This is a genomic window from Ovoidimarina sediminis (assembly GCF_032586175.1).
GTDB classification, from domain to species: Bacteria; Pseudomonadota; Alphaproteobacteria; order Rhodobacterales; family Rhodobacteraceae; genus Ovoidimarina; species Ovoidimarina sediminis.
In genome coordinates this window covers 240,744-257,872 of record NZ_JAWHTE010000004.1, presented here as the reverse complement: position 1 = coordinate 257,872, position 17,129 = coordinate 240,744, and the positions used below count along the sequence as shown (strand labels likewise).

Here is a 17,129-nt window from a genome sequence, read left to right as displayed (position 1 = left end):
CTGGTCTTCAACTCACGAAAGGACCCCGCATGAAATTCCACGTCCGGGAAATGAGCTGCGGCCACTGCACGGCTGCAATCACAAAAGAAATCACTGCCCTCGATCCGGAGGCCAATGTCTCCGCCGACCTCAACGCACGCACGGTCGAGGTCGCGACAGAACGGCCAAGCGCTGCCGTGATTGATGCAATCAAGGCCGCAGGATACGAAGCGGCGCCGGTCTGAAGTTGTTGACTTGCCGCGCGTGCTTCCTCCGCCAGCCGGATCATCTGATCGGCCTCGATGACACCGGGCACAAGCGCATCGCCGATCACGAATGACGGCGTGCCATTAAAGCCAAGCGTGCGGCTGAGTTCCATCGAGGCCGCGATATGCGCGTCGATCTCAGGCGCGTCCATATCGCGGCGCAGCTGTGCGACATCCAGTCCGACCTGTTCAGCCACCTGCATGACAGAGGCTTCCTCGGCCCGCCCCGCCATCCCCATCAGAGCCCAATGAAACTCTTCGTACTTGCCCTGCGCCCGCGACGCGAGCGCGGCGCGCGCCGCAAACACTGACCCGTCGCCAAGGATTGGCCACTCCCGATAGACCAGCCGGACATTCGGGTCTTCTTCGAGCAACGCTTCGATACGCGGCTTCGCGCGGCGGCAATAGGGGCAGTTGTAGTCGAAGAACTCGACGACCGTCACATCCCCGGCGGGGTTGCCGAGCACTGGAGCATTCGGGTTGTTTTCCAACAGGTTGCGATTGTCGGACAGAACTTTTGCAGCCACCTGATCCGCCCGACCGGTGCTAAGAGCCTAGCGCTTCGCCCCCCTCGGAAATTGCGGCGGCGTCACCGGGACATAGGGGAAGCGGCCCCGTTGCTTTGTCGCCGTCGTGCTGGGATCGGTGCCACCTCGCACGTAAACCTTGCCGGGGTCGTAGTCGGGCCCGAAATCCCAGGTCGGGAAGCGCCCGTGCTTCATGGCCTCTTGAACGAACAGCCTCTTGCGCTGCGAGGCGCGGATCCGGTCTTCAAGGTCTTCCTCGTCCCATCTTTCCATCATTGCCGCGAACATCCGGTTGATCTGGTCCTGGTGTTCGGGCGCCTCCGCAAGATTGTTCAGTTCCAGCGGATCCGCATCGAGATCGAAGAACAGTTTCGGATCGGTCCGCGTATGAACCAGCTTCTTCCGACCTTCGATCATGATGAAGGCCGGGCCATAAAGGCTTTCGCCGGTCGACTCGATGAACACCCGGTTCTCCGCGCTGTCGAGCGCGGGCCGATCGAGCAGACTTCGGCCATCGTGAGGCGCGACGAACCCGTCGAATCTGCCGCCGCTTGCAATGTCTGTGAATGTCGGCAGCAGGTCGACCAGCGACGCAAGCCCCTCCTCCCTGTGGCCGGCCTTCACCCCGGGGCCCTGCACGATCATCGGTACCCTGACCGACGCCTCGTAGGGGTTGAACTTGAACCACATGCCGCGCTCGCCCAGCATTTCCCCGTGATCCGAGATCAGGAAGACATAGGTGTTGTCGAGCTGCCCGACGCTTTCCAGCGCGTCAATCAGGCCGCCAACCATTTCATCGATATGGGTGACCATCGCGAAATATCCGCGGCGGGAATTGTAAAGCTGTTCCGGCGTAATTTCGAATTCGTCCTGCCGGATCGTCATGAAATACCGCTGAGACCAGGGATCGCGCTCCTCATACCGGATGTAGGGCACTTCGGGCTCTGGGATGTCGCGGCCCTCGTACATGTCCCAATATTTGCGCCCCGCTCACGTGGACAACCGCGGAACGGGCTGTCCGATTGCCGCGCTTGGTTCGGAAATCGCTCGCACGGAGGGCGCAATCCACGAAGAAGCCAGCGCCACCGTCAAACGCGTCGCGGCGCTCTTGCAGGACGGCTCCGATCCGTCGATCGGCTATGCGCGCCTTTCGCTGCTGGTGGGCGCCGTAACACTCTCGCGCATGGTCAATGACCCAGCGCTAGCTGATACCATTCTTGACGCGTCGGCTTCGGCGGCCGCCCGGCTGGGCTAACTTCCGGGACAGGGACGATCCGTTGTGACATGCGCGGTCAACTGGCGTTCGCGCGTTGACCTTATGCCGACAGGTGTCATCATCCGGTGAATGGCCGCCCGCGCCGTGTCCGTTTCCTGAGAGACCTCCATGACGAAGACACCCGAAGATCTCCGCTCCGCCCGATGGTTCGCGCCCGACGACCTGCGCTCCATGGGCCACCGGTCCCGCGCGATGCAGATGGGCTGGAACGCAGACGATTGGGAAGGCAAGCCGGTCATCGCCGTGATCAATACATGGTCCGACCTATCGCCCTGCCACCACCACCTGCGGGACCGCGCGGATTTCGTGAAGAAAGGCGTGCTAAAGGCGGGTGGAACGCCCGTGGAATTGCCGGTTCACGGCTTTTCCGAGCAATTCCTGAAACCCACCTCGATGCTCTACCGCAACATGGGCGCGCTCGAGGTCGAAGAAACGCTGCGCTCGCACCCCGTCGATGGCGCGGTGCTTCTGGGCGGCTGCGACAAATCCACTCCCGCGCTGGTGATGGGGGCGCTGTCCATGGGGCTTCCCTTCATCTTCCTGCCCGCGGGCGCGATGCTGCGCGGCAACTACGCGGGCGAGGCGCTGGGCAGTGGCACGGATGTCTGGAAGTACTGGGACGAACGCCGGGCCGGCACCATCGGAAAGGAACAGTGGGACGGCGTGCAAGGCGGGATCGCGCGCTCCTACGGCACCTGCATGACGATGGGCACGGCCTCGACCATGATGTCGATCGCCGAAGGCTTCGGCCTGACGCTTCCCGGTGCCTCCTCGATCCCCGCCCCCGACGCGGGCCACAAGCGCATGGCCGATGCCTGCGGCAAGCGCATCGTCGAGATGGTGTGGGAAGACCTGACACCCGACAAGATCCTTACCGAAGCCGCCACGCGCAACGCGGTCACCGTCGCCATGGCAACGGGCTGTTCGACCAATGCGATCATTCACCTTATCGCCATGGCGCGGCGCGCGGGCGTACCCCTGACCCTCGAAACGCTTGACGAGATCGGCCACACCACCCCGGTTCTCGCCAACATTCGACCGTCAGGGAAACAATACCTGATGGAGGATTTCTTCTACGCAGGCGGCCTGCCCGCACTGATGAAGGAACTCGGCGACAAGCTCGATCTTTCCGTCACAACTGTGAACGGCAAGACCTTGGGCGAGAACATCGAAGGCGCCCGGAACTTCAACGAAGACGTCATCCGCCCCCTGTCGAATCCCGCCTATCACGAAGGGTCGCTTGCCGTGCTGCGCGGCAACCTCGCGCCGGACGGCGCGGTGATCAAACCCGCCGCGATGGATCCGAAGTTTCAGACGCACAAGGGCCCCGCGATCGTCGCAAACAGTTATGCCGAACTGAAAACCATCATCAACGACGACGATTATCCGATGACACCGGATCACGTGCTTGTCCTCAGAAACGCGGGCCCGAAAGGCGGCCCGGGCATGCCCGAATGGGGTATGATCCCGATGCCAAAGGCGCTTCTGAAACACGGCCACCGCGACATGCTTCGGCTGTCCGATGCGCGCATGTCGGGCACATCTTACGGGGCCTGCGTACTCCACGTCGCGCCCGAGGCCTTCATTGGGGGGCCGCTGGCGCTGATCGAAACCGGCGATATCATCGAGATCGACGTACCGAACCGCACACTGAACGTGATCCTGACGGAAGAAGAATTCGCCACGCGCCGCGCCCGCTGGACACCGCCCGAACCGCGCTATGAGCGGGGCTATGGCTGGGTCTTTGCCCAGCACATCGAGCAGGCGGATAAGGGTTGCGATTTCGATTTCCTGCGTACCGATTTCGGCAGGCCGGTCGCAGAGCCTGAGATCAACTGACCTTGCACTGCGCATCCCGGAGATATCCTCCGGACGGCAGTGTGATTGTCATTCCCGCTAGGATGACGGAAGAAGTGGCGACCGACTGCGGAGCGTGTAAAACCCGACGCGCTCCCTCCGGCGCCAAGATTGCCGGCCACGGCACGCACCGAGACAGGAACGGGCAATAGGAGCACAAAATGCCTGAAGACAATTTCACCCCGCACGGCAAACACCTCATCGCAGGTGAGTGGGTTGCAGGCGACACCTCCTTTCAATCCGATCCGGCCGACGGAACAGCGCACAGCTTTTCGATCGGCACGCCGACCCATGTCGACAGGGCCTGCACCGCGGCGGAAGACGCGTTCTGGAGCTTCGGCTATTCCACCCGTGAAAGCCGCGCGTCCTTCCTGAACGCCATCGCCGACGAGATCGAGGCACGCGCCGATGCGATCACCGCCATCGGTTGTTCCGAGACGGGGCTTCCCGAAGCGCGTCTCCAGGGCGAGCGCGGGCGTACCACCGGCCAGCTTCGCCTTTTTGCCGAGCACATACTCAAGGGTGATTACCTCGATCGCCGCCACGATCCAGCCCTGCCCGACCGCCAGCCTCTGCCGCGACCGGATCTGAAACTCGTCCAGCGCCCGATCGGGCCGGTCGCCGTCTTCGGCGCCTCGAACTTCCCGCTCGCCTTCTCGACGGCGGGCGGCGATACCGCCGCCGCGCTCGCCGCAGGTTGCCCGGTCGTTGTGAAAGGCCACTCGGCACATCCCGGAACGGGCGAGATCGTGGCCGAGGCGATCCATGCCGCAATCGCTGCCTCCGGCGTGCATCCCGGCGTCTTCTCCCTCATCCAGGGCGGCAAGCGGGATGTCGGGCAGTCGCTCGTCCAGCACCCGCTTATAAAGGCGGTCGGCTTCACCGGATCGCTCGCGGGCGGACGGGCGCTTTTCGATCTCTGCGCAGCGCGGCCAGAGCCGATCCCGTTCTTCGGCGAACTGGGTTCGGTCAACCCTATGTTCCTTCTTCCCGAGGCCGTGAAAGCCCGCGGCGAGGCCATCGCACAGGGCTGGACCGGATCCCTTACCATGGGCGCGGGCCAGTTCTGCACCAACCCCGGCATCGCGGTCATCGATACCGGTGCGGCCGGCGACGCCTTCGTCGCCGCGGCAAAGGTCGCGCTGGACGAGGCGGCGCCCCAGACCATGCTGACCGACGGGATCGCAGCGGCCTATCGCGAGGGCCGCGACCGCGTGGCCTCGAGCGCCGGGGTGCAGGAAGTGCTGACATCGGTCTGCGACCTACGGAACGCCACACCGTATCTCTATGAAACCGACGCCGGAACCTGGCTATCCAATGCCGCCCTCGGTGAAGAGGTGTTCGGCCCCCTGGGCCTGATCGTCCGCACGAACGGCGCAGACCAGATGGAAGACATCGCGCGCTCCCTTCACGGTCAGCTGACCGCAACACTCCACCTCGACGAAGGCGACACGGCGCTGGCCCGGCGTCTGCTGCCGATCCTTGAAAGAAAGGCGGGGCGCGTTCTTGCGAACGGCTTCCCAACCGGGGTGGAGGTTGCGGACGCGATGGTTCACGGCGGCCCCTACCCGGCTTCCACGAACTTCGGCGCCACCTCCGTTGGCACGCTGTCGATCCGGCGGTTCCTGCGCCCGGTCTGCTACCAGAACCTGCCCGATGCGCTTTTGCCGGGGGATCTCTCCTGACACGGGGCGCCATAGAGTGACCGGCGGCACGCCGACGGCGCAGATGGCGCGCCCGCGCCTGCCATTGCTTGCCGTGCTCCTGGCCGCCGTGGCCTCACTGGAGCTCACCGCCCGGTTCAGCGACTCCCGCACCATTCAGGAAGCCGCCTGGCTCGCGATGGGCGCGGTTCTGGCCCTGTCTGTCCGCCGGCTGGGTCTGCGCGAACTCTACCTGATAGGCGCAAGCGCAGTTCTTTCGGCGATCGTCGCCCTCAGCCAACCCGATCCCACGGGCATTCTGGCCGGTGCCCTCGACCAGGCAACATTCCTGATGGCCTTCATCCTGCTGCTGGGCCTCTTGCAGGCAACGGCGGCCACCTCGCCCTCGGTCGAGATTATGGGCGAATACCTCACCCGCCAGCCCCCGGGCCGGCGCTACTACGCCCTGAACGGCGGCACGGCCTTCCTCGCCATCCTCTTCAATGTGAGCGTCATCAGCTTTCTCGTCCCTCTGATCCAACAGGGGATCCGGCGCGCTGCACCGGGCGATGCTCTGAACCCGGTGCGCGAACAGCGCCAGATCTCTGCGCTTCTCAGGGGCTTTGCCTGGTCGGTCACTTGGTCGCCCACGGCCTTCGCACCACTTATCGTGGCCGAGCTTCTGCCGGGCGTCGAACGCAGCCAGTGGATCGGCTACGGCTTCGGCCTCTTCGTGATCTTGATGATCCTTGGCGCTCTCGAAGATCGCCTGAAGTTCCGAGCCTACCGTCCGCAGGGCATCCGCAAACTCATGGTCTTTCCTCGGGGCGCAGCGCTTCGCTTCGCCGCAACCACACTTTGGTTTCTTGGCCTTGTGGTGCTTTTCGTCCGGCTCTTCGACGAAACCGCGGTGTTCGGGGTGCTCGCCGCCTGCCCCGTCATGGTCGTGGGCTGGCTGGCCGCGCAGAACGGCTTTCCGGAAAGGGCTGGCCTCGCCGCGCTGGCACCGCGGCTGCGGGAGATCGTGGCGGTCGAGCTGCCCGGATCAGCAAACGTGGCAATCACCCTGGCCTGCTCGGGCTATATCGGGCGCGCCGCGGCCGGGCTTGTCCCCGCTGCAGCGGTGGCCGAGACGCTTGGTCTCGAAGCGATGCCTGACTGGGTGCTCCTCGCCGCCATTCCGCCGTTCCTTTGCGTCGTCAGCCTTCTCGCGCTTTCGCCCACGATGATGGCGGTCTTCATGGGATCCTTCTTCGCCGAACTCCCGGTCCTGCCCGGCGATCCCACGCTGATCGCCTTCTCGATCTCCTGCGGCTGGGCGCTGTCGATGACGTTTTCGCCCTTTGCGACGGTGGTGCTGATCGTCTCGCGCGCCTCGGGTATCGCCCCCCGCACGCTGACATGGGGGTGGAGCCTCGGATTCACGCTCATGGCCGCGCTGATCCTCGTGCCGCTCTTCTATCTCCTGACCGGCGGAACCTGACGCACGCGGCTTTAGCCAGTCTGCCCCAACCGCTCGATCGCCCGGACCAGCACGTCGATCGCCACCCCCATATCTCCGGCGCTCGCATGCTCGTCCGGCCGGTGGCTGATCCCGCCACGACACCGCACGAACAGCATGGCGATCGGGCAGAGATCCGCCATGGCCGACGCATCATGGGTTGCGCCGGAAGGGATGGTCAGGGGCGCGATGCCGCAATCCGCCATCGCATCCTCGAACGCACGTGTGAGGATCGGGGCGCAGGCCGCGGCAGGTTGCACATAGCTCCGGCGTGCCGTGAGCCGGCAGTCCGCCTTGTCGCAGATCTCACCCGCCCGGCTCAGAACCCGGGCTTCGAACGCTTCGCGCGCCGCATCGCTTTCGGCCCTGATTTCCAGAGGGAAGCGAACGTCCGACGGTATGGCATTAACCGCGCCCGGCCTGACCACAACCTGGCCCACGGTTGCCCGAAGGGTGCCAAGCGACGCGCCTTCTTCGGCCACCAGCGATATGATACGCGCGGCGGCGACAAGCGCGTCGCGACGCCCCGTCATGGGGACGGTGCCCGCATGTCCTGTCTCGCCCTCGATGCTCACTTCAAATCGCGAAATCCCGCAGATCGCGCTGACCGCAGCGACCGGCAGGTCGCGCGTTTCCAGGACCCAGCCCTGTTCGATATGAAGCTCCACATACCCGAACACCGTCGCGGGATCGCGCGCAAGGGCATGGGCGGCGGACGGATCGACGCCGAACCCTGCCATGGCTTCGGCCATCGTCACCCCGTCCCGGTCGGTCATCTCCAATGCTGCGGGGTCGAGCGTGCCAGCCAGGGCGCGCGGCCCGATCAGCGCGGTCGGAAACCGAACCCCCTCCTCGTCGGCGAAGGCGAGGATCTCGAGGGCAAATGGCAGAGTGTCGACCCGAGCTTCCAGAACCTTAGCGGCGAGACAGCCGAGCGCCACGCCCATGATCCCGTCGAATGCCCCACCCGACGGAACGCTGTCCTGATGCGATCCGATCAGGAGCACCGGCTTGCCGTGCGGATTGGGCGTGGCACCGATCAGGGTTCCGGCAGCATCGAGCGACACTGTCAGGCCGGCGTCTTCCATCCAGTTGGTGATCTCCGCCAGCGCCACGCGGTGCTCTGTCGTCCACGGCAGGCGGGTGATGCCCTCGGAGGAGGCCGAGGCTTGGGCGATCTGTTGCAGGCGGGCGGCGGCGGTTTGTCCGTAGGTCATCTTGGCCTTGTATTTATCATGATAAATAGGTTTCCTATCCTCCAATGGGCCGGAGATACGGATGAGCGAGGCACTCTCTCAGGAGCAAAAGGGGCGATCACGGCGCTCTCGCCCCCTGCGCGTGGCCGACGCCATCAAGGAACTCGTGGTGGAGCGAGGGCTGAAGCCCGGCGACCGTCTGCCGGGAGAGGCCGAGCTGATCGCCCGCTTCGGCATGTCGAAAGGCACGATCCGCGAGGCGATGCGCCTTCTTCAGGCGCAGGGGCTCATCGAGACGAAGACCGGGCCCGGGGGCGGCAGCTTTGTTGGCGAAGTGACGCGCGAAAGGGCGCATGCACTTCTCGCGAACTACTTCTATTTCCGGGACGTGACGATTGCCGATATCTACCAGGTACGGATCGCGCTGGAGCCGGAACTGGCGGCAACGCTGGCAGGCAAGCTCTCGGACGCGCAGCTTGCCGAACTCGAAGCGATCATGGAGCACTACGCCGATCCCGCGGTAGATGCCGATGAAGAGCGCCGCCAGCATATTGCCTCGCTCAGGTTTCACGCGCGTCTCTCCGATTTCGGACAGAATGCGCTTCTGGGATTCTTCATCAGCTTCATGGCGCAGATCCTGACCGACCTGACCGTCTACAAGCGCCTTTACACGACGCCGAATCACGATCTCTGGCAACGCGGGCGGCGGCATCAGACCGATCTTATCGCCGCGCTGCGTCAAGGCGACGGCGCGCGGGCGCGCGAAGTGATGCGAAGCCACATGGAAATGGCGCGAGCGCTGATGGATGCCCAGGAAGCCGAGGTCATGAAGCGCTTCATCGCCGAGTAGCGCTCAGGGCGCATAGGGATCGCCGCGTTCGGGATCGTCCAGCGTCGGAACGTGACGCACCCAGTCCGCATAGGGCCCGTTCGTGGCGCGGCGGTGCAGTTCGGTCAGCGCGGCCAGGGGATCTTCCGACAGATCGACACGCAAGGTCAGCGGCGGGCGCTTTCGGGCGACGACGAGAAGCGCGGCCGATTGCAGGCCGCGGCTGTCCCCCCCGGCCCCGGCAGCGGCCGCGAGTGCCGCAAGGAGCCGGGCGTCGAGCGCCCCGTTCGTTCCCGTGAACCCGGAAAGACCGGCATCAAGCACATCTTCGGAGGCAAGAAGATTTCCAGTGACCACGACATGCCGCGCAGAGCGCGCGCCCGCGGTCGGTATGCTGTTCTGCCCGGTGAAATGGGCCGTCCCGCCGCCGGGGTCGAGTGCTGCAAGCTGTCGCTCTGCCCGCCCGGCATCTGCCCCCGTCACGGCGGCCACGGCTGTTTCGGCATCCTCACCACGCTTCATGCGATCCAGAACAGCGGTGCCCCAGAGCGTGCTGGGCAACGATCCCTGCGATGCGGACATCCCCGATTCGGGGTCACCCCGCAGAACCCACCCCCCGACACAAAGGCTTCCGGTGGCTGCGGCGCCGCCGTAAGTGCCCGTTTCTTGGTCGAAAGCGAGGATTGAGATTGTCATCGAGGCCTCCGGAAAGCTGCGGGGTTGAATTTATCATGAAAATTTGGCCTGATGCAATTTATCATGATAAATTAGAGACAAACCAACAGGAGAGGAAACCAAAATGTCGCTCTTCCACGCTACGCGCCGCGGCATGCTCGCCGCCGGGACGGCGCTTGCCCTGACCCTCGGAACACTCGGCAGCGCCGGGGCGCAGACGCCGCCCGGCGTCCTGATCGTCGGTCAGATCGCCGAACCGAAGGCGCTGGATCCGGCGGCGGTCACCGCCGTCAACGATTTCCGCATCCTGATGAACGTCTATGACGGGCTCGTGCGCTACAAGGACGGGACCCTCGAGGTCGAGCCCGCGCTTGCCACCGGCTGGGAGATCAGCGAGGACGGCACGGAATACACCTTCTCCCTGCGCGACGGCGTCACCTTCCACGATGGCAGCACCTTCGACGCCGAGGCGGTGAAATTCAACTTCGACCGGATGCTGGACGAGAGCCATCCCTATCACGACACGGGCCCCTTCCCGCTGGCCTTCTTCTTCTCGGCGGTCGAAGGCGTCGAGGTCATCGATCCCATGACGGTGAGGTTCACGCTCAACGCGCCCTACGCGCCGTTCCTGTCGAACCTCGCCTATCCCACGGGCCTGATCGTTTCCCCCGCGGCGGTTATGGAGCACGGAGCGGAATTCGGGCGGAACCCCTCGGGCACCGGCCCCTTCACTTTCGCCGAATGGCGCTCCAACGAAGCCGTGGTAATCGAGGCGAATGCCGATTACTGGGACGGTGCGCCGAAGCTTCAGGCGGTCGTCTTCCGGCCCATCACCGACGCCAATACGCGCACGGCGGAAATGCTGGCCGGCGGGATCGACCTGATGGTCGAGGTGCCGCCTGTGGCGCTTTCGCAATTCGAGGGCGATGCCTACACGGTGCATGAGCAGGCCGGGCCGCATGTCTGGTTCCTGATCCTGAACGCAAAGGAAGGGCCCTTCGCGGACAAGCGCGTGCGCCAAGCCGCGAATTACGCGATCAACAAGGAAGCCATCGTCAACGATGTGCTCGAAGGCACCGCCGAGGTCGCCGCGGGCCCGACCCCGCCGGCCTTCGCCTGGGCCTACAACCCGGATCTCGAACCCTATCCCTACGACCCCGAGAAGGCGCGCGCGCTGATCTCCGAGGCCGGGGCGGAGGGGGCCGAGCTCACGTTCTACGTTACCGAAGGCGGCTCCGGCATGCTCGATCCCGTGGCCATGGGCACCGCGATGCAGGCCGATCTCGAAGCGGTGGGCTTCGACGTCAAGATCGAGACCTACGAGTGGAACACCTTCCTCGGCAACGTGAACCCGGGCCTCGAAGGCAAGGCGGACATGGCGCAAATGGCCTGGATGACGAACGATCCCGATACCCTGCCTTTCCTTGCGCTCCGCACTGCGGCCTGGCCCGACCAGGGTGGCTTCAACTCGGGCTACTATTCGAACCCGAAGGTGGATGAGCTTCTGGAAGCCGCGCGGGTCGCCACCGACCAGGACGAACGCGCGCGCCTCTACAAGGAGATGCAGACGATCGTTCAGGAGGACGCGCCCTGGGTTTTCGTCGCGAACTGGAAACAGAACGCGGTGACGAGCGACCGGGTTGAGAGCTTCTCTCTCCAGCCATCGTTCTTCCTTCTGCTAGACGATGTCGTGAAGAACTGAGGATCGAACCGGGCGTTGCCGGTCCGACCAGGGCGAGGGGGCGGCTGCCCCCTCGCGCTCCCCCGCGAGTATTTGGGCCAAGATGAAGGAGCCGGGCGATGACGGGCTACATCGTGAAGCGACTTCTTTCCGCGATCCCCGTCCTGCTCGGGATCACTGTGATCGTCTTCCTGATCATGGCGCTTATCCCCGGAGATCCGGCGACCGCCATCCTCGGAAGCTACGCAACGCCCGAGAATGTCGAGAAGCTGAACCGTGACCTCGGCTTGGACAAGCCGCTCGTCCAGCAATATTTCATTTGGCTCGGAAACATGCTTCAGGGCGATTTCGGCACCTCCTTCGCGCTGAACCGCCCGGTCCTGGACGAGGTGCTGGAACGGTTCAACGCTACGCTCTTTCTCGCCGGCACCGCCTTTGTGCTCAGTGCGATCCTGGGCGTCGTCGCCGGGGTGATCTCGGCCGCCAACCAGTATGGCTGGGCCGACAAGACGATCACCTTTGCCGTGTTGCTCGGCATATCAATCCCGTCCTTTTTCCTCGGGATGACGATGATCCTCTTCTTCGCGGTGAACCTACGCTGGTTTCCCGTCTCGGGCATGTGGCCGATCTATGGTGACCGGACCGTCGGGGTGCTGATCACGCATCTCACGATGCCCGCCCTCGCCCTTGCCGTGGTCGCAACCGGCGTGATCGCGCGGCTGTCGCGGTCGGCCATGCTTGAGGTGCTCCGGCAGGATTTCATCCGCACAGCGCGCGCAAAGGGCGTGCATGAGCGCGGCGTCATCTGGCGGCATGCACTGAAGGCGGCGATGGTGGCGATCATCCCGGTCCTCGGCATCCAGGCCGGCTTCGTGCTGTCGGGCGCGGTCTATATCGAGATCGTGTTCCAGTGGCCCGGCGTGGGCCGCATGCTGGTGGATGCGATCCTCAAGCGCGATATCCTTCTGGTGCAGGGTGGCGTCGTCTTCGTGGCCGCCTGCTACGTTCTGTTCAACATCGCGGTCGACGTGGCGCAAAGCCTGCTCGACCCGAGGATCAAGACGTGACCGACTTTTTCAAACTACTGGCCCGCAACCGGCTTGCACTTGCCGGCGGGATCGTCCTGGCAGCCGTCGTTCTCCTGGCGCTTGTCACGCCGCTTCTTCCGCTCGCGGACCCCGATGTCACCGATACGTCGAACCGGTTCCGGCCGGTCTTTTCCGAAGGCGCCCTTCTCGGAACCGATCACCTGGGGCGCGATCTTCTGTCTAGGCTTCTCTGGGGCACGCGGCTCTCGCTGGCCGTGGGCTTTGCCGCCGCCATCGCCGCGGCCACGATCGGCGCGGCGATCGGGATCATCGCGGGATATTACGGCGGACGCACCGACAATATCCTGATGCGCGGCGTCGACATGCTGATGGCGTTTCCCTACATCCTGCTCGCGCTGGCCATCGTCGCCGCCCTCGGCCCCGGCCTGTTCAACGCGCTGATCGCGGTCGCCACCGTCAACGTGCCGTTCTTCGCCAGAAACATCCGCGGCATCACCGTCGGCATCGCCAACAAGGAATTCGTCGATGCCGCGCGGCTGTCGGGCCTCTCGCATACCCAGATCATCCTGTCCGAGATCCTGCCCAACGTGATCCCGGTGATCGTGATCGCGATGTCGACGACGATTGGCTGGATGATCCTCGAAACGGCGGGCCTCTCCTTCCTCGGGCTTGGCTCGCAGCCCCCGCAAGCCGATCTGGGCTCGATGCTGGGCGAGGCACGCTCCGCCCTGATCTCAAACCCGCATACCTCGATCGTTCCGGGGGTGATGATCCTGGTCATCGTGATGTCTATCAACCTTCTGGGCGACGGGGTACGCGATGCCCTGGATCCGCACCTGAAATCCGGGGCCCTGTCGCGCCCGATGGCCGCAACGCGCGTCGCGAGGCAAAGCGCGGCGCCGAAGCCGGCGGGAAACGGGCTACTGGAGGTTCGCGCGCTTGAATCCCAGTTTCACGTCAAGAACCGCGTCTATCGCGCGGTGGGCGGCGTCGATCTTTACGTGGAAAAAGGCGAATGCCTCGGCATCATCGGCGAAAGCGGCTCAGGCAAATCTGTCACCGCGCTTTCGGTGATGGGGCTTGTTGCCTCGCCGCCCGGCGTCGTGACCGGCGGCGCGGCGTATTACGACGGAGAGGACATGATCGGCGCGCCCTACCGGCGGCTGCGCGATATGCGTGGGCGGAACGTGGCCTATATCTTTCAGGATCCGCTGGCCACGCTCCATCCGCTTTACCGTATCGGGGATCAGCTGGTGGAGGCGATCCGCGCACACCGCACGATCGGCAAGGCCGGAGGTCGGGCGAAGGCGATCGAACTCTTGAAGGCCGTGCGCATCCCGAATGCCGAGAAGCGGATCTCGGATTACCCGCACGAAATGTCGGGCGGGATGCGCCAGCGCGTCGGCATCGCCATGGCGCTCGCGAACGATCCCGACATCATCATCGCCGACGAACCGACGACGGCGCTCGACGTGACGGTTCAGGCACAGGTGCTCACGATCCTCGACGATCTCAGGCGGTCGCGCGGCCTCGCGATCGTCTTCATCACCCATGACTTCGGTGTCGTCGCCCAGCTCTGCGACAGGGTCGCGGTGATGTATGCGGGCCGGGTCGTCGAGGAAGGCCGCACGGCGGATATCCTGGAAACCCCGCGCCATCCCTACACCCGCCGCCTCATGGCCTGCGTCCCCGAACTGGGCGGCGGCAAACGGCGGCTCGAAGCCATCGCGGGCCTGCCGCCTGTGGTCGATAACCTGCCCAAAGGCTGTGCCTTCGCCGAGCGCTGTCTGAAAGCGAAAGGGGAGTGCCGGAAAGGCGACATTCCACTGGTTTCCGACGGCACCCGCGGCGTGCGGTGCCTGTTCCCCGAATCCACCTCGCGGGAGGCGGCGGAATGACAGAGGCGCTGAAGCTGACGGAGCTCTCGAAAACCTTTCCGGTCGGACGCACACTCTTCGGCAGCGCCACGGGATCGGTGAAAGCGGTGCACCCGGTGTCGCTCACCGTGCAGCAGGGCGAAACGCTCGGGATCGTGGGCGAGTCGGGCTGCGGCAAGTCCACCCTAGCGCGGATGCTAGTGGGGCTACTGCAACCTTCGGGCGGGCAGATCGAGATCGAGGGCGTCGCCCTCGATGCCTCCGACCCCGCCGAATTCGGCAAGCGCATCCAGTACGTTTTTCAGGATCCGATTTCGTCACTCAACCCGCGAAAGACGATCCGTCAGATCATGGAAGCACCGCTGAAGCGGCTTCACGGGATGCCGGCCGCCGAACGGCGCAGGCGGATATCGGAAATCTTCGACAGCGTAAACCTGCGCGAGGAGTTTCTTGATCGCTATCCGCACGAATTCTCCGGTGGGCAGGCCCAGCGCATCGGCATTGCGCGGGCCCTGGCGGCGAATGCACGCATCCTGATCCTGGATGAACCCGTCTCGGCCCTCGATGTCTCCGTTCAGGCGCAGGTGCTGAACCTGCTTGCGGATCTCAGGGCAGAGTTCGACCTGACCTATCTCTTCATCAGCCATGATCTTGCTGTGGTCGAAGCCGTAAGTGACAGGATCGCGGTGCTCTATTTCGGGTCGGTGGTTGAGATCGGGCCTGCGACGGAAATCTTCGCAGCCCCGAAGCACCCCTATACAAAGCTTCTGGCGCAAAGCGCGCCGGTGGTGGGCCGGCCCCTGTCGGCGCCCGAGGCCACGGGAACCGAACTGCCCGATCCCCTGAACCCGCCGCCCGGCTGCGCCTTTGCGGCGCGCTGCCCGCGGGCCAGCGATCGATGCCGTGCGGAGATACCGGAGCTCGAACGCGCCGGGGCGTCGGACGTGGCCTGCTTTCATCCGCTGACGGAGTGAAGGCGCGGGCGGTCAAGGCAACATCCGCCCCCTGCACTCCCCTGCCCAAAAGAAAGAGGGCCGCCAACCAGGCGGCCCCCGTCTTTCCTGCGAGTTACGCCCCGGATCAGGTCGACCGGCGCTCTTCCACGAGGCCCTTGAAGACAGCCCAGCAGATCAGAAGCAGGATGATCGTGAAGGGAAGCCCCGTCGAAATCACCATCGCCTGAAGCGCGCCAAGACCCCCGCCGATCAGCAGAGCGATCGCAACCAGCCCCTCGAAGGTGCACCAGAACACGCGCTGCGGCACTGGCGCGTCAACCTTGCCGCCTGCCGTGATGGTGTCGATGACAAGCGATCCGCTGTCCGACGATGTCACGAAGAACACGATCACGAGGATGATCCCGATTGTCGAAGTGATCCCGGCAAGCGGCAACTCGCCCAGCATCGCAAACAGCGACAGGGGCGGGTTGTAGCTGTCGATGACCTGTGCCTTCACCGCGCTTCCCGAAGGATCAGCGATCACCTGCTCGATCGCGGCGCCGCCGAAGACGGCCATCCAGAACATGCAGACAAGCGAGGGGATGATCAGCACGCAGATCACGAACTCGCGCACCGTCCGGCCCCGGCTCACGCGGGCGATGAACATGCCGACGAACGGTGACCAGGAAATCCACCAGGCCCAGTAGAACGCCGTCCAGCCCTGCATGTAGCCGGTGTCTTCACGCCCATGCGGGTTCGACAGCGGGATCACCTCCTGGAAATAGGCGACGATGCCCTTGCCGAACTCTGTCACGATCGTGCCCGCTCCGGCCGCGAAGAGGACGAAGAAAAGCAGGACGAAGGCGATTACCATGTTGATCTCGGACAGAAGCTTCACACCGCCGTCGAGGCCGCGCAGCACCGAAATCAGGGCAACCGCCGTGATCGCGATGATCAGGATGACCTGCACGGTCACGTTGTTGGGCACGCCGTAAACGAACTCAAGCCCCGCATTCGCCTGCTGTGCCCCGAAGCCAAGTGATGTGGCCAGACCGAAGAGCGTCGCGAAAACCGCCAGCGTGTCGATGATGTGGCCGGTCCAGCCCCAGACACGCTCGCCGAAGATCGGGTAAAAGGCGGAACGGATCGTCAGCGGCAGTCCCTTGTTATAAGTGAAAAGCGCTAGCGCCAGCGCCACGACCGCATAAATCGCCCAGGGATGCAGCGCCCAGTGATACGAGGTCGCAGCCAGCGCCATCCGGCGCGCGGCCTCGATATTCTCCTCGATCAGCGCGCCATCTTCGGTGAATGGCCGGACAACACCCAGGGGCTCGTCCCCCCAGGGTGTGCCGAAGTAATAGACAGGCTCAAGCACCCCGAAGAACATAAGCCCGATGCCCATACCCGCGGCGAAAAGCATCGCGAACCACCCTGCATACCCGTAATCCGGCGTCGCGTTCTCGCCTCCCAGTCGAACAGACCCATAGGGTGTCACGATCAGGATCAGGCAGAAGATGACGAAGATGTTCGCTGACCACAGGAAGAACCAGTCGAAAGTCGAAGTCAGCGTCGGCCGCAGCCAGCCGAAGAATTCGCCCGCCTGATCGGGCGCCATCAGCGCGTAAGCAACAAAGGCCACGATCGACAGGCCCGAAATAACAAAAACCGGATTGTGAATATCAAGCCCGAAGGGCCCGATCTGCGTTGCGATGTTGTCCTGACCTATCTTGTAATCAGTCTCGATAATCTGGGACGCGCCTTCGGGCGCGGGTATCCCCTGATTAGCGGTTTCGTCGGACATGTGTCGGCTCCCGTGTTGATTGTGGTTCAGTTATGTC

The 17,129-nt window shown here is 64.3% G+C and carries 14 protein-coding genes and 1 pseudogene; 10 read left to right on the top strand and 5 right to left on the bottom strand.

The annotated features are described in order from the left end of the window. Positions 1 to 29 precede the first annotated feature (29 nt). Positions 30 to 224 (top strand): heavy-metal-associated domain-containing protein, encoded by a 195-nt coding sequence (locus RXV90_RS07360; protein ID WP_316647870.1) that lies wholly within the window; start codon positions 30 to 32, stop codon positions 222 to 224. Positions 225 to 274: 50 nt separating this feature from the next. On the opposite strand, the pseudogene RXV90_RS07355 reads toward RXV90_RS07360, so the two are convergent. Further along, positions 275 to 772: pseudogene (locus RXV90_RS07355) on the bottom strand (DsbA family protein); the annotation flags it as partial. Positions 773 to 799: 27 nt separating this feature from the next. Next, the gene (locus RXV90_RS07350; RefSeq protein WP_316647869.1) at positions 800 to 1,741 is read right to left on the bottom strand and encodes a sulfatase-like hydrolase/transferase; all 942 of its coding nucleotides are present in this window, start codon (positions 1,739 to 1,741) and stop codon (positions 800 to 802) included. A 25-nt stretch (positions 1,742 to 1,766) separates the two neighbouring features. Between RXV90_RS07350 and RXV90_RS07345 the strand changes: the two genes are divergently transcribed. From RXV90_RS07345 to RXV90_RS07330, 4 genes are all read left to right on the top strand, one after another. Beyond that, positions 1,767 to 2,027 (top strand): hypothetical protein, encoded by a 261-nt coding sequence (locus RXV90_RS07345; protein WP_316647868.1) that lies wholly within the window; start codon positions 1,767 to 1,769, stop codon positions 2,025 to 2,027. Between the two features lie 129 nt (positions 2,028 to 2,156). Further along, positions 2,157 to 3,887: an L-arabinonate dehydratase gene (gene araD / locus RXV90_RS07340; RefSeq protein WP_316647867.1), complete on the top strand. Its 1,731-nt coding sequence runs from the start codon at positions 2,157 to 2,159 to the stop codon at positions 3,885 to 3,887. A gap of 179 nt (positions 3,888 to 4,066) precedes the next feature. Further along, on the top strand, positions 4,067 to 5,590 hold the full coding sequence (locus RXV90_RS07335; RefSeq protein WP_316647866.1) for an aldehyde dehydrogenase (NADP(+)): 1,524 nt from the start codon (positions 4,067 to 4,069) through the stop codon (positions 5,588 to 5,590). Positions 5,591 to 5,606: 16 nt separating this feature from the next. Continuing rightward, positions 5,607 to 7,031 carry a hypothetical protein gene (locus RXV90_RS07330; RefSeq protein WP_316647865.1) on the top strand — a complete coding sequence of 475 codons (1,425 nt, stop codon included), beginning with the start codon at positions 5,607 to 5,609 and terminating at the stop codon, positions 7,029 to 7,031. 11 nt (positions 7,032 to 7,042) lie between these two features. On the opposite strand, the gene RXV90_RS07325 is transcribed toward RXV90_RS07330, so the two are convergent. After that, positions 7,043 to 8,266: a M20 family metallo-hydrolase gene (locus tag RXV90_RS07325; RefSeq protein WP_316647864.1), complete on the bottom strand. Its 1,224-nt coding sequence runs from the start codon at positions 8,264 to 8,266 to the stop codon at positions 7,043 to 7,045. 61 nt (positions 8,267 to 8,327) lie between these two features. Here RXV90_RS07325 and RXV90_RS07320 point away from each other — a divergent pair, with 61 nt between their 5' ends. Next, positions 8,328 to 9,095, top strand: a complete 768-nt coding sequence (locus RXV90_RS07320; RefSeq protein WP_316647863.1) for a FadR/GntR family transcriptional regulator — start codon at positions 8,328 to 8,330, stop codon at positions 9,093 to 9,095. 3 nt (positions 9,096 to 9,098) lie between these two features. Here the strand turns inward: RXV90_RS07320 and RXV90_RS07315 are convergent, their stop codons facing one another. Continuing rightward, positions 9,099 to 9,770, bottom strand: coding sequence for a DUF1028 domain-containing protein (locus RXV90_RS07315; protein ID WP_316647862.1), 672 nt, complete (start codon positions 9,768 to 9,770; stop codon positions 9,099 to 9,101). Between the two features lie 103 nt (positions 9,771 to 9,873). On the opposite strand from RXV90_RS07315, the gene RXV90_RS07310 reads away from it, so the two are divergent. From RXV90_RS07310 to RXV90_RS07295, 4 genes are all read left to right on the top strand, one after another. Beyond that, positions 9,874 to 11,451 carry an ABC transporter substrate-binding protein gene (locus RXV90_RS07310; RefSeq protein WP_316647861.1) on the top strand — a complete coding sequence of 526 codons (1,578 nt, stop codon included), beginning with the start codon at positions 9,874 to 9,876 and terminating at the stop codon, positions 11,449 to 11,451. Between the two features lie 98 nt (positions 11,452 to 11,549). Then, positions 11,550 to 12,497 carry an ABC transporter permease gene (locus tag RXV90_RS07305; RefSeq protein WP_316647860.1) on the top strand — a complete coding sequence of 316 codons (948 nt, stop codon included), beginning with the start codon at positions 11,550 to 11,552 and terminating at the stop codon, positions 12,495 to 12,497. Then, a complete protein-coding gene (locus RXV90_RS07300) occupies positions 12,494 to 14,377 on the top strand; it encodes a dipeptide/oligopeptide/nickel ABC transporter permease/ATP-binding protein (protein ID WP_316647859.1) in 1,884 nt (627 codons plus the stop codon). The genes RXV90_RS07305 and RXV90_RS07300 overlap by 4 nt, the downstream gene beginning before the upstream one ends. After that, positions 14,374 to 15,330, top strand: a complete 957-nt coding sequence (locus RXV90_RS07295) for an ABC transporter ATP-binding protein (RefSeq protein WP_316647858.1) — start codon at positions 14,374 to 14,376, stop codon at positions 15,328 to 15,330. The genes RXV90_RS07300 and RXV90_RS07295 overlap by 4 nt, the downstream gene beginning before the upstream one ends. Positions 15,331 to 15,436: 106 nt before the next feature. Here the strand turns inward: RXV90_RS07295 and RXV90_RS07290 are convergent, their stop codons facing one another. Continuing rightward, positions 15,437 to 17,092, bottom strand: coding sequence for a BCCT family transporter (locus RXV90_RS07290; RefSeq protein WP_316647857.1), 1,656 nt, complete (start codon positions 17,090 to 17,092; stop codon positions 15,437 to 15,439). Positions 17,093 to 17,129 lie beyond the last annotated feature (37 nt).